Below are 22486 nucleotides of genomic sequence, written 5' to 3'. Positions count from 1 at the left end.
ATAAATCAGAAGGAGAGTACAATGCGTAAAGGTTTACTGGCCGCGGGCATCCTGAGCAGCGTGGCAGCACTACCCGTCTGGGCGGCAAAAGATGCGGTCGTCGCCGTCGGCTCGAATTTCACCACGCTCGATCCCTATGATGCCAATGACACGCTGTCACAGGCGGTAGCCAAATCGTTCTATCAGGGGCTGTTCGGCTTCGACAAAGATATGAAGCTGACCAACGTACTGGCGGAGAGCTATCAGGCCAGCCCGGATGGTCTGACCTACACCATCAAACTGCGTTCAGGCATTAAATTCCAGGACGGCAGCGACTTTAACGCCGAAGCGGTGAAGGTCAACCTGGATCGCGCCAGCAATCCGGATAATCACCTCAAGCGTTACAACCTGTTCAAATATATCGCCACCACCGAGGTGGTTGATCCCACGACGGTGAAGATCACCCTGAAGCAGCCGTTCTCTGCCTTTATTAACAACCTGGCGCACCCGGCTGCCGTGATGATTTCGCCGACGGCGTTGAAAAAATATGGCAAAGAGATCGGCTTCCATCCGGTGGGCACCGGTCCCTATGAATTTGTCACCTGGAACCAGACTGACTATGTGAAGGTGAAAAAGTGGGCGGGCTACTGGAAGCCGGGCTATCCGAAACTCGACAGCATTACCTGGCGTCCGGTAGTCGATAACAATACCCGCGCGGCGATGTTGCAGACCGGAGAAGCCAACTTCGCCTTCCCGATTCCGTTCGAGCAGGCCAGACTGCTGGAGAAAAATCCAAAGTTGAAAGTAGTGACGTCGCCGTCAATCATGCAGCGCTATATCAGCCTCAACGTCACCCAAAAGCCGTTTGATAACCCGAAAGTGCGTGAGGCGCTGGAGTACGCCATTAACCGGGAGGCGCTGACCAAAGTCGCTTTTGCCGGTTACGCCACGCCTGCGACGGGCATCGTGCCGCCGTCGATTGACTTTGCGCAAACCTATCCGGCCATTCAGTACAATCCGGCCAAAGCGCGCGAGCTGCTGAAGGAAGCTGGCTATCCCAACGGTTTTGAAACCACGCTCTGGTCGTCACACAACCACAGCACGGCGCAAAAGGTGTTGCAGTTTACGCAGCAGCAGCTGGCGCAGGTAGGGGTGAAGGTGAAGGTGACTGCGATGGATGCAGGCCAGCGCGCCGCTGAAGTCGAGAGCAAAGCCCAGAAAGAGAGCGGCGTGCGGATGTTTTATACCGGCTGGTCAGCGTCTACCGGCGAAGCCGACTGGGCGCTGACGCCGCTGTTCGCCACCACGTCCTGGCCGCCTGCGATCTTCAACACCGCGTTTTACAGTAATCCGCAGGTGGATAAAGATCTGGCTGATGCGCTGAAGACCACCGATCGCGCGCGTAAAGCCAGCCTGTATAAAAACGCTCAGGATACCATCTGGAACGACCATCCGTGGATCCCGCTGGTGGTCGAAAAGCTGGTTTCCGCCAACACCGCATCGCTGAGCGGGTTCTACATGATGCCCGATACCTCATTTAGCTTTGACGAGGCCGACCTGAAGTAACCCGGCTGGCCAGCCCCTGCGGGCTGGCCGCCGCTGCGCAGGATTTTGCATGGTTAACTATTTTATAAAACGTTTGCTGGGACTGATCCCTACGCTGCTGATTGTGGCGGTGCTGGTGTTCCTGTTTGTTCACCTGCTGCCTGGCGATCCGGCGCGCCTGATCGCCGGTCAGGACGCCGATGCGACGGTGGTGGCGATGGTGCGCCAGGAGCTGGGGCTGGACCAGCCGCTGCCGCAGCAGTTCTGGCACTTTATCCTTAATGCGCTACAGGGAGATTTTGGCCAGTCGCTGGTGTCGAAGCGGCCGGTCTCTACCGAGATCGCCACCCGCTTTATGCCGACGCTGTGGCTGACCCTGGCCAGCATGATCTGGGCGGTGATTTTAGGGATGGCGATTGGCATCTGTTCTGCGGTATGGCGCAACCGCTGGCCGGACCGTCTCGGCATGACGCTGGCGGTATCGGGCATCTCTTTTCCCGCCTTTGCGCTCGGCATGCTGCTGATGCAGATCTTCTCCGTGGAGCTAGGCTGGCTGCCGACCGTAGGCGCGGACAGCTGGAAACACTATATTCTGCCGTCTGTTACGCTCGGCGCCGCCGTAGCTGCAGTGATGGCGCGTTTTACCCGCGCGTCGTTCGTCGAGGTGATGCAGGAAGACTATATGCGCACCGCGCGCGCTAAGGGCGTTCGCGAATCGCTGGTGGTGGTAAAGCACGGCCTTCGCAACGCCATGATCCCGGTGGTCACCATGATGGGGCTTCAGTTCGGCTTTTTGCTTGGCGGCTCTATTGTGGTGGAGGTGGTTTTCAACTGGCCAGGGCTGGGCCGCCTGCTGGTGGATTCAGTCGAAATGCGCGACTACCCGGTGATTCAGGCCGAAGTGCTGCTGTTTTCGCTGGAGTTTATTTTGATCAATCTGATTGTTGACCTGCTCTATGCGGCAATCAATCCCGCTATTCGCTACAGGTAAGGAGTCGCAATGAAAAACTGGCGACGCGAAGCGGTGCTGAAAAGCCTGCCGCTGACGACGGAAAATCGGGTTCGCACGCCCTGGAGCGCGTTCTGGCGACGCTTTCGTCGCCAGCCGGTAGCCATGACCGCCGGACTCTTTGTTCTGCTGCTGATCGTGCTGGCGTTTATTGCGCCCGTTATCGCGCCGTTCGACGCGGAAAACTATTTTGATTATGACCGGCTGAATCAGGGACCCTCCCTGATGCACTGGTTTGGCGTGGATTCGCTGGGGCGCGACATCTTCAGCCGCGTGCTGGTCGGGACGCGTATCTCACTGATCGCCGGATTTTTTTCCGTGGCCATCGGCGCGGCGATCGGCACCTTTTTTGGCCTGCTTGCCGGTTACTATGAAGGCGCCTGGGATCGCATTACCATGCGTATCTGCGACGTGCTGTTCGCCTTTCCCGGCATTCTGCTGGCCATTGCCGTGGTCGCGATTATGGGCAGCGGTATGAGCAATGTGATTATCGCGGTGGCGATTTTTAGTATTCCGGCCTTCGCGCGGCTGGTGCGCGGCAATACGCTGGTGTTAAAACATCAGACCTATATCGAGTCAGCGCGCAGTATTGGCGCATCCGATATGACGATTTTGCTGCGGCATATTTTGCCGGGAACGGTATCGTCTATCGTGGTCTATTTCACCATGCGTATTGGCACCTCCATCATCACCGCCGCCAGCCTGTCATTTCTCGGTCTCGGCGCGCAGCCGCCTACGCCGGAGTGGGGCGCGATGCTCAACGAGGCGCGCGCCGATATGGTGCTGGCGCCGCACGTCGCTATTTTTCCCAGCCTGGCGATTTTTCTCACGGTTTTAGCATTTAATTTGCTTGGCGACGGGCTACGCGACGCACTCGATCCTAAACTCAAGTCATGAAAAAATTCGATTACGAGCAGGACTTTAAAACCATCGACTTTCGCAAACACCCGGAGCTATATCAGGTCGGGCGCGGCGAGCAGGGTGTGTTAATGGTGGAACCCTATAAGGGCGAAATTTTACCGCACTGGCGCTTCCGCACCGTGCCGATAGCCAAAGCGTCGGCGGCGAAGATCATGGAGATGTTTGAGGCGTATCGCGCGCAGGATGATTTCGTCGGTATGGATATGGCACGCAAATTTATCCAGATGGGCTATACCCGCGCGCGCCGCTACAGCAACCATAAGGGCGGACGTAAGTACGATGCTGACGGCAATGAGCTGCCGCGCGGCGTAGATGAAGAAAAGGCCGCTGCGGCGGCCGTTTTCAAAGCTTACTGGGATCGACTGCGGGAAGATGAGGACTATCTGGCGCGCAAGCAGGCGCACCAGAAGCTGTATGGTTAAACCCGCGTTCCCCAGAGATCGTACTCGTCGGCGTTATCGACTTTCACGCGGATCACATCGCCCGGCTTCACACTGCGTTCGCCGTTGAGGTAAACCGCGCCGTCAATTTCCGGAGCGTCCGCCATGCTGCGGCCAATCGCGCCTTCTTCGTCTACCTCGTCAATAATAACGAGGATTTCGCGGCCCACTTTTTCCTGTAGGCGTTCGGCCGAAATCTGTTGCTGAAGCTGCATAAAGCGATCGAACCGCGCCTGCTTGACCGCCTCATCTACCTGATCGGGCAGCTGATTGGCGGTAGCGCCCTCAACCGGGCTGTACTGGAAGCAGCCGACGCGGTCCAGACGCGCTTCGCGGATAAAGTCGAGCAGCAGCTGAAAATCTTCTTCGGTTTCGCCGGGGAAGCCAACGATAAAGGTCGAGCGCAGCGTCAGCTCCGGACAGATTTCGCGCCAGCGCTTGATGCGTTCCAGCGTACGCTCCACCGATCCCGGACGCTTCATCAGCTTCAGGATACGCGGACTGGCGTGCTGAAGCGGAATATCCAGGTAGGGCAGGATTTTGCCTTCGGCCATCAGCGGAATGACATCATCAACGTGCGGATAAGGGTAGACGTAGTGCAGACGCACCCAGACGCCGAGCTTCGCCAGCTGTTCGCACAGGCCCACCATGCTGGTTTTCACCGGCTGACCATTCCAGAAGCCGGTGCGGTGTTTCACGTCCACGCCGTAGGCGGAGGTGTCCTGAGAGATCACCAGCAGCTCTTTCACGCCTGCTTCGACCAGACGCTTCGCCTCATCCAGCACCTCGCCGATGGCGCGGCTGTCGAGATCGCCGCGCATTGACGGGATAATGCAAAAGGTGCAACGGTGGTTGCAGCCCTCAGAAATCTTCAGATAGGCGTAGTGACGCGGCGTCAGCTTAACGCCCTGCTGCGGCACCAGACTTAAAAAGGGATTATGCTGCGGTTTCGGCACATAGGTATGCACATGGGACAACACCTGCTCATAGCTGTGCGGACCGGTGATCTCCAGCACTTTAGGATGAACTTCGCGGATTTGATCCACTTTTGCGCCAAGACAGCCGGTCACGATCACCTTGCCGTTTTCGTTTAACGCTTCGCCGATCGCTTCCAGCGATTCCTGCACGGCGCTGTCAATAAAACCGCAGGTGTTCACGATAACGATTTCCGCATCGTCATAGCGCGGCACCACATCGTAACCCTCTGTGCGCAGCTCGGTCAGAATACGTTCAGAATCAACGAGATTTTTAGGACAGCCGAGCGAGACGAAGCCCACGCGCGGCGGCATTGTTGTATTGGTAGTAGACATGGCTCTTTTTTCCGGGTTCTGCACAGCAATGGCGCGCGATTTTACCTGTGTCGCGGTGAAAATTGTAGCCTTATCTGTAGGGGGATTTAGCGGGCTTTTCAGGCGGATAAGCGGCGCATGAATCGCGCGATCAGGCGCAGGCCAGGGGGGCTGTAACGTAAATAAGTGCAAACCTCGCGGCCAGCTTTTCTGCGAGTAACCTCTGGTTATCTCAGCAAAAAATGACGCTTTCCCCAACCGACGAACCTCGTCAATACTTAATACAGGGTTGAGTTTAGTGCGGCCCGGTGCTTAAATCCAGACTTCAAATTTACTGTGAATTCAATAATAAGCAGATGAAAAGGCAGCTGCGGAAGCCTGTTACCGCAGTCGACTAAGTGGATAATGTGAGAGCGCAATGATGAAAGAGATCGTTAACGGATTTCTGAGTTTCCAACAGAATGTATTTCCTGAAAGGCAGGATCTTTTCAAAAGCCTGGCGTCAAACCAAAATCCTAAAGCGCTGTTTATCTCCTGTTCTGACAGCCGTTTAGTACCGGAACTGGTGACCCAGCAGGAGCCGGGCCAGCTGTTCGTTATTCGTAACGCAGGCAATATCGTGCCGCCCTTTGGTCCAGAGCCAGGCGGCGTGTCGGCGACGATTGAATATGCGCTGATGGTGCTGGGCGTTAGCGATATTATTATTTGCGGCCACTCTAACTGCGGCGCGATGAACGCTATCGCGTCCTGTCAGTGCATGGATTCGATGCCAGCGGTCGAACACTGGCTGCGCTACGCCGACGCGGCGAAAACCGTGGTAGAAGAGCGCAAGCTGGAGACGCCGGAAGCCAGGCTGAACGAGATGGTGAAAGAAAACGTTATTGCTCAGCTCAATAACATCAAAACCCATCCGTCTGTCGCGCTGGCGCTGCGTAAAGGCAAAGTCCGCCTGCACGGCTGGGTCTACGACATTGAGTCGGGCAAAATCATTGCCCTGACCGAAGGCGGAAAAAACTTTATTTCCCTTTCCGATAACCCCGACACCTGCTTCGAGTAACACGTCTGCCCGCCGCGCAGGCGGCGGGCGTTTTCTCTGCCTTTTGCGCGCGGTTCGCCGGCGTCAGCATGCGAGGCGGAGCCGCCTTCCTTAATCTTTTGTAAAGCCTGAACATTATCCCGTCGCGCTGGCTACCCTTAAACTCATCCCCTGGCGACTGGAGTAGATTATGGCCCGACTGACTGCCGCAGTGTTACTCGGCGGCGCGCTGTTGACGTTACCGGCACTGGCGGCTGACGTGCAGGTTGAGGTTTTACAGGACAAACTTAATCATCCCTGGTCGGTCGCTTTTCTGCCCGACAACCAGACGCTGCTAATTACGGAGCGAAGCGGACAGCTGCGCAGCTGGCGGCCGGATAGCGGTTTATCGCAGCCGATAGAAGGGGTGCCGAAAGCCGTGGTGCGTCGTCAGGCGGGACTGCTGGATGTGGTGCTGGCGCCAGACTTCGCTCAGAGCCGCCGCGTATGGCTGAGCTACACCGAAGCCAACAGCGAAGGCAATCTGGGCGCCGTGGTCGGCTACGGTCAGCTCAGCGAGGATAACCGGCGGCTGAACGGGTTTAAAACCGTCATTCGCCAGACGCCGCAGCTGTCAGCAGGCAATAATCTCGGCACGCGCATGGCCTTCGATCGCGATGGCTATCTCTATATCGTCTTCGGCGATAACTTCCACAGCAGCAGCGCGCAGGATCTCGACAAGCTGACCGGAAAAATCCTGCGTCTGAATCAGGACGGCAGCGTGCCGCAAGATAATCCGTTCGTCAGCCGCAGCGGCGCGCGTCCAGAGATTTGGGCCTATGGCCTGCGCAATCCGCAAGGGCTGGCGTTTAACCCCTGGACGCAGCAGATGTGGGAGAGCGAACACGGCCCGCGTGGCGGCGATGAGATCAACATTCCGCAAAAGGGCAAAAACTACGGCTGGCCGCTGGCGACCTGGGGCATTGATTATGATGGCAACCGCGTGCCGGAATCGAAAGGTTCGCATGCTGACGGAACCGAACAGCCGGTCTATTACTGGAAAGTCTCGCCGGCGCTGAGCGGGATGGCGTTCTACAACAGCGCGCGCTTCCCGACGTGGAAAAACTCCCTGTTTATCGGCGCGCTGAAAGAGAGAAACCTCATTCGCCTGACGGTTAACGGCGATAAGGTCGTGGAAAGAGAGCGTCTGCTTACCGATCGCAATGAGCGTATTCGCGACGTGCGTCAGGGCCCGGACGGCTATCTCTACGTGCTGACTGACGACGACAACGGCAAGCTGCTGAAAGTGGGATTAGCGCAGGACGGCGGCGCGTCCCGCGGCTAACTAGCGCGCCCAGCGGCACACTTCCCAGCCGCGGCTCAGCGCCTCCTGATGCAGCAGCGCGTCCGGGTTAATCACCAGCGCCCGATCGGCCTGCGCCAGCAGCGGCAGGTCGTTCATTGAGTCGCTATAGGCCCAGGTCTGATGAAAGCGATCTTCCTGCTGAAGGGCGCGCCAGTCGGTGAGCCGCGTCACTTTACCCTCTTTATAGGTCAGGGTGCCGTAGGTCAGTCCGCTGTAGCGATCGTTTACGACCTCAACGCCAATCGCCAGCGCGCCGTGCGCGCCAAGGCGTTCGGCTATCGGCGTCACCAGATGTTCGCCGCTGGCCGAACAGATCACCACTTTATCGCCGCGCTGCTGATGCCACTGAATGCGCTTCCGCGCTTCCGGATAGACGCGCGGCAGAATGTCGCGCTGGATCCAGCGGCGCACCCAGCCCGCCACCGTCGGCGCGGCCAGACCAGCCAGCGGCGAAAGGGTGAGCGCCATGTAATCCTCCATCGCCAGCGTGCCCGCATAGTAGTGGGCCATTAACGCCTGCTCTTCAGCCAGCAGCGTTTCACGCGCGAAGCCTTGCGAAACCAGCCAGCGCAGCCACAGGCCGGTACTGTCCTCGCAGATGACGGTTTCGTCCAGGTCGAATACGGCTAAGTCCATGGGGATCTCCTCGGTTGGTTCACCTCAGCCTGGCAGAGTTTTGTGACGGTCTTAACTTTTCTGCGAAAAATCGGAATTTCACTGAGTTTGCCCGGCGGCGCATAGCGTGACGCTGGTCAGCGCATCCGGCAGATGCCAGGGTTACTCTACTAAACTCTATAAAACTTTACGGTCGGGCGGTTTTTTTCATGCCCTACAGCAGGTAGCGTTTCACTCTGTAGGTTTTGCCTTAAAACCGCGATTTAACATGGAATTTCCTCGCACATGACAATTACTCGTTCTTCACGTCCTCTGCGGCTCGCCGCCGCCGCCTCTTTACTGCTGTTTATCGCGCCCGCAACCTTTGCTGTAGACGCGCCCGCGCCGCCGCAGGTAGAGGCGAAAGCCTGGATTTTAATGGATTACGCCAGCGGTAAGGTGCTGGCGGAAGGCAATGCCGATGACCGTCTCGATCCGGCCAGCCTGACCAAAATGATGACCAGCTACGTGGTCGGCCAGGCGCTCAAGTCAGGCAAAATCAAGCGCGATGATATGGTGACCGTGGGTCAGGACGCCTGGGCCACCGGCAATCCAAAGCTCAAAGGGTCTTCGCTGATGTTTCTCAAGCCCGGCGATCGCATTCCGGTTTCCGAGCTGAATAAAGGTATCGTGATCCAGTCGGGCAATGACGCCTGTATCGCGCTGGCGGACTATGTCGCAGGCAGTCAGGATGCCTTTATCGGCCTGATGAATAACTATGTGAAAGCGTTCGGGCTGAAGAATACTCATTTTATGACCGTGCATGGACTGGACGCCGAGGGGCAGTACAGCACCGCGCGCGACATGGCGTTGATCGGGCAGGCGCTGATCCGCGACGTGCCGGACGAATACGCGCTGAATAAAGAGAAAGAGTTCACCTTTAACCATATTCGCCAGATGAACCGCAACCGGCTGCTGTGGAGCACCAACCTCAACGTCGACGGCATCAAGACCGGCCACACCTCAGGCGCAGGCAATAATCTGGTGGCCTCCGCCACTGAAAACGATATGCGCCTGATTTCCGTGGTGCTGGGCACCGCCACCGACGCGGCGCGATTCCGCGAAAGCGAAAAACTGCTGACCTGGGGCTTCCGCTTTTTCGAGACCGTGACGCCGATTAAATCTGATAAGCCCTTTGCCCAGCAGCGCGTCTGGTTTGGCGATCGTAAAGAGGTCAATCTTGGCGTGGAGAAGGATGCCGCGCTGACGATACCGAAAGGGCAGATGAAGAATCTGAAGGCGAGCTATAACCTGACGACGTCGCAGCTGGAAGCGCCGCTCAAGAAAAACCAGGTGGTGGGCACCATCGATTTCCAGCTTGACGGCAAAACCGTTGAGCAACGTCCGCTGGTGGTGATGGAAGAGGTTCAGGAAGGCAATTTCTTTAGCCGCATCGTCGATTTTGTCCTGATGCAGTTCCATACGCTGTTTGGAAAATGGTTTAGTTAATCCATGCGCGCCGTTTGCCCTTTCTGGCAAACGGCGACAGGTTCAGGAAGCGGGTAACAGGCGCCGGGACGCAACGCGTCTCGCGGCAGGGATAACAACGCAACGTGTCGGCCCGGCAACGGACACACTTCAGGGAAGAGGTGCGTATCTGCGCGGGCCGAGCGCGCATGGAGGCCCTGAGCGGTTTTGCCATCAAGCCTGCGAGCCGCAGCATTCTACCTTCCGCCTGTCAGCCAGTGCGCTGCCTGCCGCTTTAATCCTGAATCCAGCCTTTGCGTATCGGCAGCGCGAACAGCGCGCGATAAGCGGCGTTAAACAGCGCCAGCATACGCGCGCCGTATCCCTGCCAGGCAAGATGCGACGCCAGGCAGCCGAGCAGCCCCACCAGAAAGCCTCCCAGCATATCCATTGGCCAGTGCACGCCGAGATAGACGCGCGACCAGGCGATAGCGCTGCCGATCGCCATCAGAATCACGCCTGACCACAGGCGGTGCCAGAAGATAAAGGCCAGCGCAAAGGTGAAGATGGTGGTGCCGTGGTCGCTGGGGTAGGAGTCGTCAGGCGCATGGTGCAAAAACTGATAGCCCAGGCCAATGGCAAACGGGCGAGGATGGGGGAAAAGCTGGCCGACGCACCAGGAGATGGCCAGCGCGTAAATCAGGGCCATGCCGGTTTTCAGCACCAGCACGCGCTGCGATTTGACCTGCTCGCGCGGTCCCCAGATCCACAGCGCGACAATCAGCAGCGGGACAATGGCGATCAGATCTTTTGCAATGAAAGTGGCCAGCGCCAGTAGCCAGCCAGGAGAATCAGGCGTGGCGTTGATGGATAAAAACAGGGAATGGTTGAACGCTTCCATTAGGGTCGTCGGATCCTCGTTGTGTTTACTGTGCCCGTTCGCTGCGGCGCACATTTTGCCAAAATATAACCCTATCCTGGCGGCGCTATGCAGCAGCGTATATAGCACCCGTTCCTAAATGTCATTCAGGTTGCAGAACGGTTTAAGTTTAATGACAGCCCCGCAGGCTGCCGCCACCCGCTAATCGGCATGAACAGGTAAATCGCAGGCATAAAAAAACCCGTCAGTAAAAAACTGGCGGGCTCCACAATTTGGGGATTTCAAAGAAAAGCAGTGGCACATATTCAGACTGAGTCTTAACAAAAAAGTTCTGGACGCAGCCAAAATTATTTTACAAAGGCAAAACAGGCCAGATGATAACAATAAGCGTACCCGCCAGCGTCAACAGCACGTTGGCGATAGCGTAAGTGCCTGCGTAGCCCAGCGCCGGAATATTGCTGCGCGCGGTATCGCAGATAATCTCCATAGCCGGCGCGCAGGTGCGCGCGCCCATGATGGCGCCGAACAGCAGAGCACGGTTCATGCGCAGCACGTAGGCGCCGAAAAGATAGCAGATCACCACCGGCAGCAGGCTGACCAGCAGACCGCACAGCAGCATCAGCGCGCCTTCGCTGCCGAGACCGTGATTAATGCCGCTGCCGGCGCTCAGGCCGACGCCCGCCATAAACACCATCAGTCCGAACTCTTTAACCATCGTCAGCGCGCCTTGCGGGATATAGCCGAAGGTGGGATGGTTGGCGCGTAAAAAGCCGAGCATAATGCCCGCAAACAGCAGTCCGGCGGCGTTACCGATGCCAAAACTGAAATTGCTGAACTGAAAGGTAACCAGGCCAATCATCAGGCCGATAATAAAGAAGGCGCAGAACGCCAGCAGATCGGTCACCTGACTGTGAATGGCGATAAAGCCGATGCGATCCGCCACGCTTTTAACGCGCTTCGCCTCGCCGCTAATCTGTAAGATGTCGCCCTTGTTCAGCATGATGCTGTCGTCGATAGGCATTTCAATCTGGCTGCGGATCACGCGGTTAAGGAAGCAGCCGTGATCGGTAAGATTAAGTTTGCTGAGGCGCTTATTTACCGCGTTGTGGTTTTTCACCACGATCTCTTCGGTAACGATGCGCATGTCGAGCAGATCGCGATCGAAAACCTCTTTGCCGTTGCGGAAGCTGGCGTCAAGGCGCGCGTGCGCGTCCGGATACCCCACCAGCGAGATGTCATCGCCAGGCTGCAACACCGCATCGCCGTCTGGACTGGCAAGAATACCGTTGCGGCGGATGCGCTCGATATAACAGCCGGTCTGGCGATAAATTCCCAGCTCGCGCAGATTCTTACCGCCGCTCCACGCCACCAGTTCCGGGCCGACGCGATAGGCGCGGATCACGGGCAGAAAAACTTTACGCTGGCTGTCGGCGTCAAGGCCGCGCTCGCGCGCGATCTGCTGCGCGCAGGTCGGCAAATCCTGATGCTGAAGGCGCGGCAGGTAGCGGGCGCCAAAAATCAGACTCACCAGCCCGATCAGATAGGTCAGAGCATAGCCGAGGCTGAGATGGTCCTGCATCAGCGTCAGGCGGCCGCCGTCGTTAATGCTCTGACGTAGCGTATCTCCCGCGCCCACCAGCACCGGCGTTGAGGTCATCGAACCCGCCAGCATGCCTGCCGTCAGGCCGATGTCCCAGCCGAAAAGTTTGCCGAGTCCCAGCGCCAGCAGCAGGGCGCTGACCACCATAACGATCGCCAGCATGAAATAATTTTTGCCGTCGCGGAAAAAAATAGAAAAAAAGTTGGGACCCGCTTCTATCCCGACACAAAAAATAAACAGCATAAAGCCCAGGCTTAGCGCGCTGGTATTAATGGCGAAGTGTTGCTGTCCCAGTAATAAGGAAACAACTAATACGCCAATAGAATTTCCCAGCTGCACCGAACCCAGGCGCAATTTCCCCAGGCACAGCCCAAGGGCCAGAACTACAAATAATAACAGAACGTCATTTCCGCTTAACAAATCTGCGACGTTTATGTTCACTGTTTAACTTCTTATTTACGTGTAAGTGGTTGATGTTGGGCTTTTTTTTGGCTATCTTGTGCGGGTTGCCTACTAAGCCGCCTGGTAGATAGTAACAAAGCAGTATTAAACGGCGGATATTCTAATCATAAAATTCCTCCTCAGCCATTAGTGAGAAATGAATTACGCGAATGGCCTGTTTCATTTGATTTCCACCAGTTCTCAGCATGTTGTTATCGGTATGATGGTTTTTGATAAGTGGGGTGATATGCCGCGGCGTTCCTTACACTGGACTGGTGCAATATTAGGCGTTGCGCTCTACAGTCTGGTATTTATCTATGCGCATCGCAGCTGGCTGATGGGCGCGTCTGCGCTGCATGGGCAGCCTGAACTGTTACTGTTTTTACTGCCGGGTATGATGATGGCGCTGTTGCATGTCGATAGCCCGTTGAAAAGTACCCTGCTGATGGCTTTCTGGGGAACGCTGGCCGGATCCGTCATGCTGAATAGCGCGCTGCTGGCGCATACCAACTGGGTGATTCTGCTGGTCTGGAATTTAAGTGCGGTGTTCTGGGCGGGCAGCGGGGCGCTGCTGGTGCGGCTGCTGCGCATCGTCTGGCGCTGACAGCCTGATAAAAAAACGGGCCAGAGCGGCCCGTTGCGTTGCGCGCAGCGGATTAGGCGCTGAGATTAGCCTGAGTCCAGGCCGCAAAGTCGGTGTAGCCGCCGATATGCTGCTCATCAACAAAGATTTGCGGCACGGTGCTGACCGGTTTGCCCGCGCTTTTTTCCAGATCCGCTTTCGTAATACCTTCCGCCTGGATGTCCACATACTGATAGCTAAAGTCGTCACGCTCGGCGCTAAGCTTGTCAGCCAGCTCTTTTGCGCGCACGCAGTACGGGCAACCCGGACGACCAAAAATGACAGTAACCATGACATGCTCCTTAATTCGGGCCAAATAATGTGATTTATCTCACACTATATCAGGATGGATGGTCAACATCATGCCCGCTCGAACCGCTTAAAGAAAGCAGGAAATGCCTGTTAGTCTGATGCGCGTCGTCTATGCAAGTTTATGAAGCTTGACCATAATTGACGGCCTGAACCCGGTGCGACGCAGGAGAACAGTATGCGAAATCTGGCGCCTTTACCCAAAGCGCTGTTGTTGATGGAGGCGCTCGGCGGCCTGCTGGTGCTCGGCGCGCTGCTGCTCGCGAACCACTGGCTGCCGGCACCGACCGGTATCGACAACAAGACGCTGGCCACTGCGCTGCTGACGACGGGCATACTGCTGATGCTGCCCGCCGCCTGGCTCATGATGTGGCGCACGGCCAGAGCCATGGCGCCGCAGCTGTTTGGCCGCACCGATAAAAAAAATCACACTCGCCGGAGACCTTAATGACACCCACTATCGATCTATTGTGCAGCCACCGTTCCATTCGCGCCTTTACCGATCAGGCTATCAGCGCGGAACAGCGAGAGGCGATTATCGCCGCGGCGCAATCGGCCTCCACCTCCAGCTTTCTGCAATGCTCCTCCATTGTTCGCGTGACCGACCCGGCGCTGCGCCAGCAGCTGGTTAAGCTGACCGGCGGGCAGCAGTGGGTCGCAGACGCCGCGGAGTTCTGGGTTTTCTGCGCCGATTTTAACCGTCACTTGCAGATCTGCCCCGATGCGCAGCTGGGACGCGCCGAGCAGCTGCTGCTCGGCTGCGTGGATACCGCTCTGATGGCGCAAAACGCCATGGTCGCGGCGGAATCGCTCGGCCTGGGCGGCGTATTTATCGGCGGTGTGCGTAACAGCATTGCTGAGGTGACGGAGTTGCTCGGCCTGCCAAAATTCGTGCTGCCGCTGTTTGGCTTCTGCATCGGCTACCCGGCCAGCGTGCCGGATACCAAGCCTCGTCTGCCGCAGGCGATGCTGGTGCACGAAAACCGTTATCAACCTGTAGACCCGCAGGTGCTGGCTGACTACGATAAGCGCACGGAAATCTACTACGAGCAGCGCGACAGCAACCAGCGCAGCGAAACCTGGAGCGAGCTGATTCAGCGTCTGATCATCAAAGAGACGCGTCCCTTTATGCTCGACTATCTGCACCAGCAGGGCTGGGCGACGCGCTAATTTCTGAGAGGTTCGATGATGAAAATTGCCATCCTGTCGCGTGACGGGGAGCTTTACTCCTGCCGGCGTCTGCGTGAGGTCGCCGAACGGCGCGGGCATTTTATTCAGATCATCGATCCGCTCTCCTGTTATATGAATATCAACCCGGCGTCGCCCGCCGTGCACTACCGCGGCGAACCGCTCGGCCATTTCGACGCGGTGATCCCGCGCATCGGCTCCGCGATAACCTTTTACGGTACAGCGGTGCTGCGGCAGTTCGAGATGTGCGGCAGCTATCCACTCAATGAGTCGCTGGCGATCGCCCGCGCGCGCGACAAGCTGCGCTCGTTGCAGCTGCTGGCGCGGCAGGGGATCGATATGCCGGTCACCGGTTTCGCCTCGTCGCCCGACGACACCCAGGACTTGATCGCCATGGTGGGCGGCGCGCCGCTGGTGGTGAAGCTGGTGGAGGGCACGCAGGGCATCGGCGTGGTGCTGGCGGAGACGCGGCAGGCCGCGGAGAGCGTGATCGACGCCTTTCGCGGCCTGAACGCCCATATTCTGGTGCAGGAGTTTATTCAGGAAGCGCAGGGACGCGACGTGCGCTGCCTGGTTATTGGCGGGGAGGTGGTCGCCGCGATCGAGCGCGAGGCGAAAGAGGGCGATTTTCGTTCCAACCTGCATCGGGGCGGCAAAGCGTACCCGGTAGAGATTACGCCTCAGGAGCGCGCCATCGCAGTGAAAGCCACGATGACGCTGGGGCTGGACGTGGCGGGCGTCGATATTTTGCGCGCCCGTCGCGGCCCGCTGGTGATGGAAGTGAACGCCTCGCCTGGGCTGGAGGGCATTGAAACCGTCACCGGCCTCGATATTGCGGGCCTGATGATTAGCTGGACAGAGCGGAACGCTTTACCCGGTTTCAGTCTTAAAACCGGCGGCTGAAAGGCGCTTGTCAGCGGTTTTCGTAGCATCGGGCGCTTTTTTTCCGTAAGCTTAGCGCCTGTTTATTCACCCCTTGGGACACTACGATGGATTCTCTTGTCGTTCCGGATATCGACCTGTTGCGTCGCTGGCTGGATCAGCAAAATATCACCTGGTTCGAATGTGATGCCTGTCAGGCACTTCATCTGCCGCACATGCAAAATTTCGACGGGGTGTTTGACGCCAAAATCGATCTGGTCGACAACGTTATTCTTTTCTCTGCGCTGGCGGAAGTGAAGCCGACGGCGTTGATTCCGCTGGTCGGCGACCTGTCGCAAATTAACGCCAGCTCGCTGACGGTGAAAGCCTTTATCGACATTCAGGACGACAACCTGCCTAAACTGATTGTCTGCCAGTCGCTTGGCACCAGCGCCGGTTTAACCTTCGGTCAGTTCGCCAGCTTTATGAAGCAGAGTGAAGAGCAGGTTTCCATGGTGATTATGGAAGCCTTCGCCAACAATTTACTGATGATGGGGGAGGAAGAGGAGCGTCCGCTGACCAGCTTCAGCCATTCGCTGCTGCACTAAGCCAGCCCCCTTTTTCGTCTCGCCTCAACTGCCGCTTTATGCGGCAGTTTTTGTTTTCAGCCCTGCCATTTTTTATTCTGCGTTTCGCCCGCTATTGCCAGATATTTCTCGTGGTTTATGCCAATCCTGCCAGACCTCATAGCACAAACATGCATAACCTATCGCTAAAAGGCGTTTTTTAAGCTGGGGTATGGTGCCGCAAAGGGCGGGGGGCTATTCTTGCGGGGCTGCGTAGTACGTGGATCCGTAACGCAGCTATCAGTTTTTACTATTAAACTCTCAATGAATATTGATTCATTGTGTCTGGAATTAGCGCACAGCCCAGCCGCGCTGGGGTCGAATTTGACCGGCTTTGATGATCCGCTCAGGAGGAAATAAAAAGATGTCTAATCAAAAAAAATGGTTGTCAGGTGCGATTGCCAGCGTACTGATGGTCGCCTCTGCGGGATCGATGGCGGAAGATAAAACGCTGCACGTTTACAACTGGTCAGATTATATCTCGGCGGACACCGTGCCGAATTTTGAAAAACAGACCGGCACGAAAGTGGTCTACGACGTCTTCGACTCTAACGAAGTGCTGGAAGGCAAACTGATGGCAGGCAGCACCGGCTACGATGTCGTGGTGCCGTCCTCAAGCTTTCTGGCGCGCCAGCTGCAATCCGGCGTGTTTCAGCCGCTGGATAAAAGCAAACTGCCCAACTATAAAAACCTCGATCCTGAGCTGATGAAGAAAGTCTCGCAGCACGATCCTGACAATAAATACGCTATCCCGTATCTGTGGGGCACTACCGGTATCGGCTATAACGTAGATAAGGTCAAGGCGGCGCTGGGCGCTGACGCGCCGGTAAACAGCTGGGATCTGGTGCTGAAGCCGGAAAACCTCGAAAAACTGAAAAGCTGCGGCGTCTCTTTCCTTGATGCGCCAGAGGAAATTTTCGCAACCGTGCTGAACTACCTGGGCAAAGATCCGAACAGCTCAGACAGCAAAGATTATTCGGGCGCCGCCACCGATCTGCTGTTGAAGCTGCGTCCGAGCATTCGCTACTTCCACTCTTCGCAGTACATCAACGATCTGGCCAACGGCAACACCTGCGTCGCTATTGGCTGGTCCGGCGATATTTTGCAGGCGAAAAACCGCGCTGAGCAGGCGAAAAACGGCGTGCATCTGGCTTACAGCGTGCCGAAAGAGGGGGCGCTGGCCTTCTTCGATATGATGGCGATTCCCAAAGACGCGAAAAACCTGGATGCGGCCTACCAGTGGCTGAACTACATCATGGATCCGAAAGTGATTGCCGACGTTTCCAACAAGATGTCCTACGCTAACGGTAACAAGGCGTCGCTGCCGCTGATTAATGCCGACATCCGCAACAACCCTGGCATCTTCCCGACGCCAGAGGCGATGTCGAAGCTGTTTGTGCTGAAGGTGCAGGATCCGAAGCTGGATCGCGCGCGCACCCGTGCATGGACGCGCGTGAAAAGCGGAAAATAAGCGGCTTTTTACGCACTCGCAAGCTTACAACCTGGAACAGAGGCGCTGCGCTGGCCTCTGTTTTCCTTTTTTTGCGGCTGGCTTAGCCGTTCCGCGTAGACCGGAGTGAACTGTTAGTGAACGACGCGATCCCTCGTCCCCAACCTAAAACCGCAAAGGCGCTGACGCCGCTGCTGGAGATCCGCAACCTGACGAAATCCTTTGACGGGCAGCACGCCGTTGATGACGTCAGCCTGACTATTTACAAAGGCGAGATTTTCGCGCTGCTTGGAGCCTCCGGCTGCGGAAAATCGACGCTGCTGCGTATGCTGGCCGGCTTTGAGCCGCCAACCAGCGGCCAGATTGTGCTGGACGGACAGGACCTTTCCCACGTTCCGCCTTACCAGCGGCCGGTTAATATGATGTTTCAGTCCTATGCGCTATTTCCGCATATGACGGTTGAGCAGAATATCGCGTTTGGTCTAAAGCAGGACAAGCTGCCAAAAGGCGAAATCGCCGCGCGCGTGCAGGAGATGCTGGCGCTGGTGCATATGCAGGAGTTCGCGAAGCGCAAGCCGCACCAGCTTTCAGGCGGCCAGCGTCAGCGCGTGGCGCTGGCGCGCAGCCTGGCGAAGCGTCCCAAGCTGCTGCTGCTCGACGAGCCTATGGGCGCGCTGGATAAAAAACTGCGCGACCGGATGCAGCTGGAGGTGGTGGATATTCTTGAACGCGTCGGCGCGACCTGCGTAATGGTGACCCACGATCAGGAAGAGGCGATGACCATGGCGGGGCGTATCGCCATTATGAATCGCGGCAAGTTCGTGCAGATCGGCGAGCCAGAAGAAATCTACGAGCACCCGACCACGGTGTACAGCGCCGAATTTATCGGATCGGTGAACGTATTCAGCGGCCTGCTGCGCGACCGGCAGGAAAATGGCCTGGTGATCGACAGCCCTGGGCTGGTGCATCCGCTGAAGGTCGATTCTGACGTGTCTGTGCTGGATAACGTGCCGGTGCACGTCGCGCTGCGTCCGGAAAAAGTGATGCTGTGCGAAGACGTGCCGGCGGACGGCTACAACTTTGCCGTGGGGGAAGTGGTGCATATTGCCTATCTCGGCGATCTCTCGATCTATCACGTCCGGCTGAAAAGCGGACAGATGATCAGCGCCCAGTTGCAGAATGCCCATCGTTTTCGCAAAGGGCAGCCGACCTGGGGCGACGAAGTGCGCCTCTGCTGGGATGTTGACAGCTGTGTGGTCCTGACGGCTTAAGGAGACGCAATGAGCCAACTATTTCACTCCAGCAAACCGCCGGGCGCACGGCTGGCGGGCACACCCTTGCAGCGCTGGGCGACGCGCATGAAAATGCATCACGGCCGCAAGCTGGCGATCGCGCTGCCTTACGTCTGGCTGGTGCTGTTTTTCCTGCTGCCTTTTTTAATCGTGGTGAAAATCAGCTTCGCCGATATTGCGCGCGCTATTCCGCCCTATACCGAGCTGATTAGCTGGGCCGACGATCAGCTGAATATCGTGCTGAATCTCGGCAACTACCTGACGCTGACCGACGATCCGCTGTACGTTGACGCCTATCTGCAATCGCTCAAGGTCGCGGCGGTCTCGACCCTGATCTGCCTGCTGGTTGGCTATCCGCTCGCCTGGGCGGTGGCGCACAGCAAGCCCTCAATGCGAACTATTTTGCTGCTGCTGGTGATCCTGCCGTCATGGACCTCTTTCCTGGTGCGCGTCTACGCCTGGATGGGGCTGCTGAATAACAACGGCATCCTGAACCGCTTTTTGCTGTGGCTGGGGGTCATTGACCATCCGCTGGTCATCCTCTATACCAACACGGCGGTCTATATCGGCATTGTGTACTGCTATCTGCCGTTTATGGTGCTGCCGATCTATACCGCGCTAACGCGCATTGACTATTCGCTGGTCGAGGCCTCGCTCGATCTCGGCGCAAAGCCCCTGAAAACCTTTTTCAGCGTCATTGTGCCGCTGACCAAAGGCGGCATTATCGCCGGTTCGATGCTGGTGTTTATTCCTGCGGTGGGCGAATACGTGATTCCGGAGCTGCTGGGCGGTCCGGACAGCATTATGATTGGCCGTATCCTGTGGCAGGAGTTTTTCAATAACCGCGACTGGCCGGTCGCTTCGGCGCTGGCGGTGATTATTCTGCTGATTTTGATCCTGCCTATCGTCTGGTTCCATAAACATCAAAATCGGGCAACAGGAGAGAAGGCATGAATCAGCTACCTGCGATTCGCTCGCCGTGGCGTACCGCTATTCTGGCGTGTGGTTTCCTGTTTCTCTATGCGCCGATGCTGCTGCTGGTGATCTACTCCTTTAACAGCTCACAGCTGGTAACGGTGTGGGAAAGCTTTTCGTTTCACTGGTATCACGTGCTGTTCCAGGATGAGGCGATGCTGGACGCGGTGGGGCTTAGCCTGACCATTGCGGCGCTGAGCGCGACCATGGCGGTGGTGCTGGGCACCCTGGCGGCGGTGGTGGTGGTGCGCTTTGGCCGCTTTCGCGGCCACACCGGCTTCGCCTTTATGCTGACGGCGCCGCTGGTTATGCCGGACGTTATCACCGGGCTGTCGCTGCTGCTGCTGTTCGTGGCCATGGGCAACGCGTTCGGCTGGCCGAGCGATCGCGGCATGCTGACTATCTGGCTGGCGCACGTGACCTTCTGTACCGCCTACGTCGCCGTGGTGATCAACTCACGCCTGCGTGAGCTGGATCGCTCGATTGAGGAGGCGGCCATGGACTTAGGCGCCACGCCGCTCAAGGTCTTCTTTGTGATTACCGTGCCCATGATTGCGCCGGCGATTGTAACAGGCTGGCTGCTGGCCTTTACGCTGTCGCTGGACGATCTGGTCATCGCCAGCTTTGTCACCGGACCGGGCGCCACCACCTTGCCGATGGCGATTTTTGCTACCGTGCGGCGCGGCGTCAATCCGGAAATCAACGCGCTGGCTTCGCTGATCCTGTTTATCGTCGGACTGGTCGGATTTATCGCCTGGCGCTGGATGGCGCACGAAGAAAAACAGCGAATCCGCGATATTCAGAAAGCCAGACGTGGCTGAAATGGCTGACTTTTGCCACTATAAGTGCGGGCGGATTTTTTCCGCCGCGTACAGGTGCGGTTACGGAGTCAACCATGTCGGAAACCCTGAAGAACAGTGATTTTCTCTCTCTTGCGCCCGTCCCGGTAACGGTAGCGGGCATCGCCATTATCGCCACCCGCTGCCTGAGCGTGCTGATGCTGGCGAATGAGCTGGGCCTGGAAGAGATAGCGAACTTTGTTCACCGCAGCGCGCAGGCGTGGGATTCGACCCTGATTTTTATCGCCAGCCAGCTGATCTTCTTTTACGAACTGCGCTGCGCCTTTTTGCTGCTGCGCGGCAGCAATCCGGGCCGCTGGGGCTTTGCCGCTACGCAGCTGGTGGTGCTGCTTTATATGCTGACGGCCTCGACCGGCGGCGTCTATCCGGAAATTTTCAGCATCAGCGGCGCGAATAACGCGCAAATCATTCACCATACGCTGCTGCAAAAGCTGCCCGATCTGCTGGTACTGGGGCTGCTGTTCCTGCCCGCCACCAGCCGCGCATTTTTCCGCAGGCGGTGATACAATCGCGCTCCGCCCGACCTTCCTGAGAACAATACAGGCCTTACCCGATGCAATGCGCGCTTTATGACGCTGACCGCTGCCGCTCATGTCAGTGGCTGGAAAAACCCTATTCGCAACAGCTCAGCGACAAGCAGTCGCGGCTAACGGCGCTGCTGGCGCAGCAGCCGGTGGCGCAGTGGCTGCCGCCGGTCACCTCGGCGCAGCAGGCGTTTCGCAACAAAGCGAAAATGGTGGTAAGCGGCAGCGTGGAGCGCCCGGTGCTGGGCATGGTGCAGCGCGACGGCAGCACGGTAGACCTGTGTGACTGCCCGCTCTATCCGTCCAGTTTCGCGCCGGTATTCGCCGCCCTGAAGCCCTTTATCGCCCGCGCGGGACTGACTCCCTATAACGTGGCGCGCAGGCGGGGAGAGCTGAAATTTCTGCTGCTGACCGAAAGCACCCAGGGCGGCATGATGCTGCGCTTCGTGCTGCGCTCCAGAGAGAAGCTTGAACAGCTGCGCGCGGCGCTGCCGTGGCTGCAACGGCAGCTGCCGCAGCTTAAGGTGATCTCCGCCAATATTCAGCCCGTGCATATGGCGATTCTGGAGGGAGATGAAGAGATTGCGCTGACGCCGTCGCAGTCGCTGGCGGAAAGCTTTAACAATGTGCCGCTGTGGATCCGCCCGCAAAGTTTTTTCCAGACTAACCCGCAGGTCGCGGCGGCGCTCTACGCCGCCGCGCGCGACTGGGTTGGCGAACTCACTATCAGCAGCATGTGGGATCTGTTCTGCGGCGTCGGCGGCTTTGGCCTGCACTGCGCCACGCCGCAGATGCAGCTGACCGGTATCGAGATTAGTGCGGAAGCGATCGCCTGCGCGCAGCGCTCGGCAGCGATGCTGGGGCTGGAAAACGTCAGCTTCGCCGCGCTGGATTCCACTGCGTTCGCCACCGGGCGCGATAAGGTGCCGGATCTGGTGCTGGTCAATCCGCCCCGCCGCGGCATCGGCGAAGCGCTGTGCGCGTATCTGAGCCGCATGGCCCCGGACTACCTTCTCTATTCCAGTTGCAATCCAGAGAGCATGGCGCAGGATCTGGCCCGTCTGCCCGATTACCGCGTCGAGCGCGTGCAGCTGTTTGACATGTTTCCGCACACCGCGCACTTTGAAGTGCTGAGCCTGCTGGTGCGCCAGGGAAAAGGAGAGGGTGGGCCAGCGTCCTGAGCGTCTGAGCTGAGGACGTTGCAGAACCGATCAGACGTCTGTCCGCTGGCCC

Annotated in this window: 23 protein-coding genes; 18 read left to right on the top strand and 5 right to left on the bottom strand. The window is 57.6% G+C overall.

Annotated features, from left to right (window positions below):
- Nucleotides 1-21: 21 nt before the first annotated feature.
- The 4 genes from gsiB to BBB56_RS20885 are packed head-to-tail and all read left to right on the top strand — an operon-like array spanning nt 22 to nt 3876.
- Nucleotides 22-1545: a glutathione ABC transporter substrate-binding protein GsiB gene (gsiB, locus tag BBB56_RS20900; RefSeq protein WP_123802848.1), complete on the top strand. Its 1524-nt coding sequence runs from the start codon at nt 22-24 to the stop codon at nt 1543-1545.
- Nucleotides 1546-1594: 49 nt separating this feature from the next.
- Nucleotides 1595-2515, top strand: a complete 921-nt coding sequence (gene gsiC / locus BBB56_RS20895) for a glutathione ABC transporter permease GsiC (protein WP_123802847.1) — start codon at nt 1595-1597, stop codon at nt 2513-2515.
- A 9-nt stretch (nt 2516-2524) separates the two neighbouring features.
- A complete protein-coding gene (gene gsiD, locus BBB56_RS20890; RefSeq protein WP_123802846.1) occupies nt 2525-3430 on the top strand; it encodes a glutathione ABC transporter permease GsiD in 906 nt (301 codons plus the stop codon).
- The gene (locus BBB56_RS20885; protein ID WP_123802845.1) at nt 3427-3876 is read left to right on the top strand and encodes a DUF4385 domain-containing protein; all 450 of its coding nucleotides are present in this window, start codon (nt 3427-3429) and stop codon (nt 3874-3876) included. Before gsiD ends, BBB56_RS20885 begins: the two co-directional genes overlap by 4 nt.
- Here BBB56_RS20885 and rimO read toward each other — a convergent pair.
- A complete protein-coding gene (gene rimO, locus BBB56_RS20880; protein ID WP_123802844.1) occupies nt 3873-5204 on the bottom strand; it encodes a 30S ribosomal protein S12 methylthiotransferase RimO in 1332 nt (443 codons plus the stop codon). The two genes, BBB56_RS20885 and rimO, sit on opposite strands and share 4 nt — an antisense overlap.
- A 400-nt stretch (nt 5205-5604) precedes the next feature.
- Between rimO and BBB56_RS20875 the strand changes: the two genes are divergently transcribed.
- Nucleotides 5605-6240 (top strand): carbonic anhydrase, encoded by a 636-nt coding sequence (locus BBB56_RS20875; protein WP_123802857.1) that lies wholly within the window; start codon nt 5605-5607, stop codon nt 6238-6240.
- A gap of 169 nt (nt 6241-6409) precedes the next feature.
- Nucleotides 6410-7543: a PQQ-dependent sugar dehydrogenase gene (locus BBB56_RS20870; RefSeq protein ID WP_123802843.1), complete on the top strand. Its 1134-nt coding sequence runs from the start codon at nt 6410-6412 to the stop codon at nt 7541-7543.
- On the opposite strand, the gene BBB56_RS20865 is transcribed toward BBB56_RS20870, so the two are convergent.
- Nucleotides 7544-8200 (bottom strand): HAD family hydrolase, encoded by a 657-nt coding sequence (locus BBB56_RS20865; RefSeq protein ID WP_123802842.1) that lies wholly within the window; start codon nt 8198-8200, stop codon nt 7544-7546.
- Between the two features lie 264 nt (nt 8201-8464).
- Between BBB56_RS20865 and BBB56_RS20860 the strand changes: the two genes are divergently transcribed.
- The gene (locus BBB56_RS20860) at nt 8465-9667 is read left to right on the top strand and encodes a serine hydrolase (protein WP_123802841.1); all 1203 of its coding nucleotides are present in this window, start codon (nt 8465-8467) and stop codon (nt 9665-9667) included.
- Between the two features lie 253 nt (nt 9668-9920).
- On the opposite strand, the gene ybjG is transcribed toward BBB56_RS20860, so the two are convergent.
- The gene (gene ybjG / locus BBB56_RS20855) at nt 9921-10526 is read right to left on the bottom strand and encodes an undecaprenyl-diphosphate phosphatase (RefSeq protein WP_123802840.1); all 606 of its coding nucleotides are present in this window, start codon (nt 10524-10526) and stop codon (nt 9921-9923) included.
- A gap of 331 nt (nt 10527-10857) precedes the next feature.
- A complete protein-coding gene (locus tag BBB56_RS20850; protein WP_123802839.1) occupies nt 10858-12546 on the bottom strand; it encodes an aspartate:alanine antiporter in 1689 nt (562 codons plus the stop codon).
- 157 nt (nt 12547-12703) lie between these two features.
- Here BBB56_RS20850 and ybjM point away from each other — a divergent pair, with 157 nt between their 5' ends.
- On the top strand, nt 12704-13150 hold the full coding sequence (ybjM, locus tag BBB56_RS20845; RefSeq protein WP_233593076.1) for an inner membrane protein YbjM: 447 nt from the start codon (nt 12704-12706) through the stop codon (nt 13148-13150).
- A 52-nt stretch (nt 13151-13202) separates the two neighbouring features.
- Here the strand turns inward: ybjM and BBB56_RS20840 are convergent, their stop codons facing one another.
- Nucleotides 13203-13460 carry a GrxA family glutaredoxin gene (locus BBB56_RS20840; RefSeq protein ID WP_123802838.1) on the bottom strand — a complete coding sequence of 86 codons (258 nt, stop codon included), beginning with the start codon at nt 13458-13460 and terminating at the stop codon, nt 13203-13205.
- Between the two features lie 195 nt (nt 13461-13655).
- Here BBB56_RS20840 and BBB56_RS20835 point away from each other — a divergent pair, with 195 nt between their 5' ends.
- The 10 genes from BBB56_RS20835 to rlmC all read left to right on the top strand — a co-directional run bounded on the left by BBB56_RS20835 (nt 13656) and on the right by rlmC (nt 22434).
- A complete protein-coding gene (locus BBB56_RS20835; RefSeq protein WP_123802837.1) occupies nt 13656-13925 on the top strand; it encodes a DUF1418 family protein in 270 nt (89 codons plus the stop codon).
- Nucleotides 13925-14647 carry an oxygen-insensitive NADPH nitroreductase gene (gene nfsA / locus BBB56_RS20830; protein ID WP_123802836.1) on the top strand — a complete coding sequence of 241 codons (723 nt, stop codon included), beginning with the start codon at nt 13925-13927 and terminating at the stop codon, nt 14645-14647. The genes BBB56_RS20835 and nfsA overlap by 1 nt, the downstream gene beginning before the upstream one ends.
- Before the next feature lie 18 nt (nt 14648-14665).
- Nucleotides 14666-15568 (top strand): 30S ribosomal protein S6--L-glutamate ligase, encoded by a 903-nt coding sequence (rimK, locus tag BBB56_RS20825; protein WP_123802855.1) that lies wholly within the window; start codon nt 14666-14668, stop codon nt 15566-15568.
- Between the two features lie 86 nt (nt 15569-15654).
- The gene (locus tag BBB56_RS20820; protein WP_123802835.1) at nt 15655-16134 is read left to right on the top strand and encodes a YbjN domain-containing protein; all 480 of its coding nucleotides are present in this window, start codon (nt 15655-15657) and stop codon (nt 16132-16134) included.
- A gap of 382 nt (nt 16135-16516) precedes the next feature.
- Nucleotides 16517-17623, top strand: coding sequence for a spermidine/putrescine ABC transporter substrate-binding protein PotF (gene potF, locus BBB56_RS20815; protein ID WP_123802834.1), 1107 nt, complete (start codon nt 16517-16519; stop codon nt 17621-17623).
- Between the two features lie 116 nt (nt 17624-17739).
- Nucleotides 17740-18873 (top strand): putrescine ABC transporter ATP-binding subunit PotG, encoded by a 1134-nt coding sequence (gene potG / locus BBB56_RS20810; protein WP_158673953.1) that lies wholly within the window; start codon nt 17740-17742, stop codon nt 18871-18873.
- Between the two features lie 9 nt (nt 18874-18882).
- Nucleotides 18883-19848: a putrescine ABC transporter permease PotH gene (potH, locus tag BBB56_RS20805; protein ID WP_123802832.1), complete on the top strand. Its 966-nt coding sequence runs from the start codon at nt 18883-18885 to the stop codon at nt 19846-19848.
- Entirely contained in the window at nt 19845-20690 is an 846-nt protein-coding gene (gene potI / locus BBB56_RS20800) for a putrescine ABC transporter permease PotI (protein WP_123802831.1), read from the top strand. Before potH ends, potI begins: the two co-directional genes overlap by 4 nt.
- 74 nt (nt 20691-20764) lie before the next feature.
- Nucleotides 20765-21232 carry a YbjO family protein gene (locus BBB56_RS20795; protein ID WP_123802830.1) on the top strand — a complete coding sequence of 156 codons (468 nt, stop codon included), beginning with the start codon at nt 20765-20767 and terminating at the stop codon, nt 21230-21232.
- A 50-nt stretch (nt 21233-21282) separates the two neighbouring features.
- Nucleotides 21283-22434, top strand: a complete 1152-nt coding sequence (gene rlmC, locus BBB56_RS20790) for a 23S rRNA (uracil(747)-C(5))-methyltransferase RlmC (protein ID WP_123802829.1) — start codon at nt 21283-21285, stop codon at nt 22432-22434.
- Nucleotides 22435-22486: the final 52 nt, after the last annotated feature.

The sequence above is a fragment of the Candidatus Pantoea deserta genome, from assembly GCF_003813865.1.
Taxonomy (GTDB): domain Bacteria; phylum Pseudomonadota; class Gammaproteobacteria; order Enterobacterales; family Enterobacteriaceae; genus Pantoea; species Pantoea deserta.
Note: the sequence above shows the minus strand (reverse complement) of the source record. Positions and strands in the feature narration are given on the sequence as shown.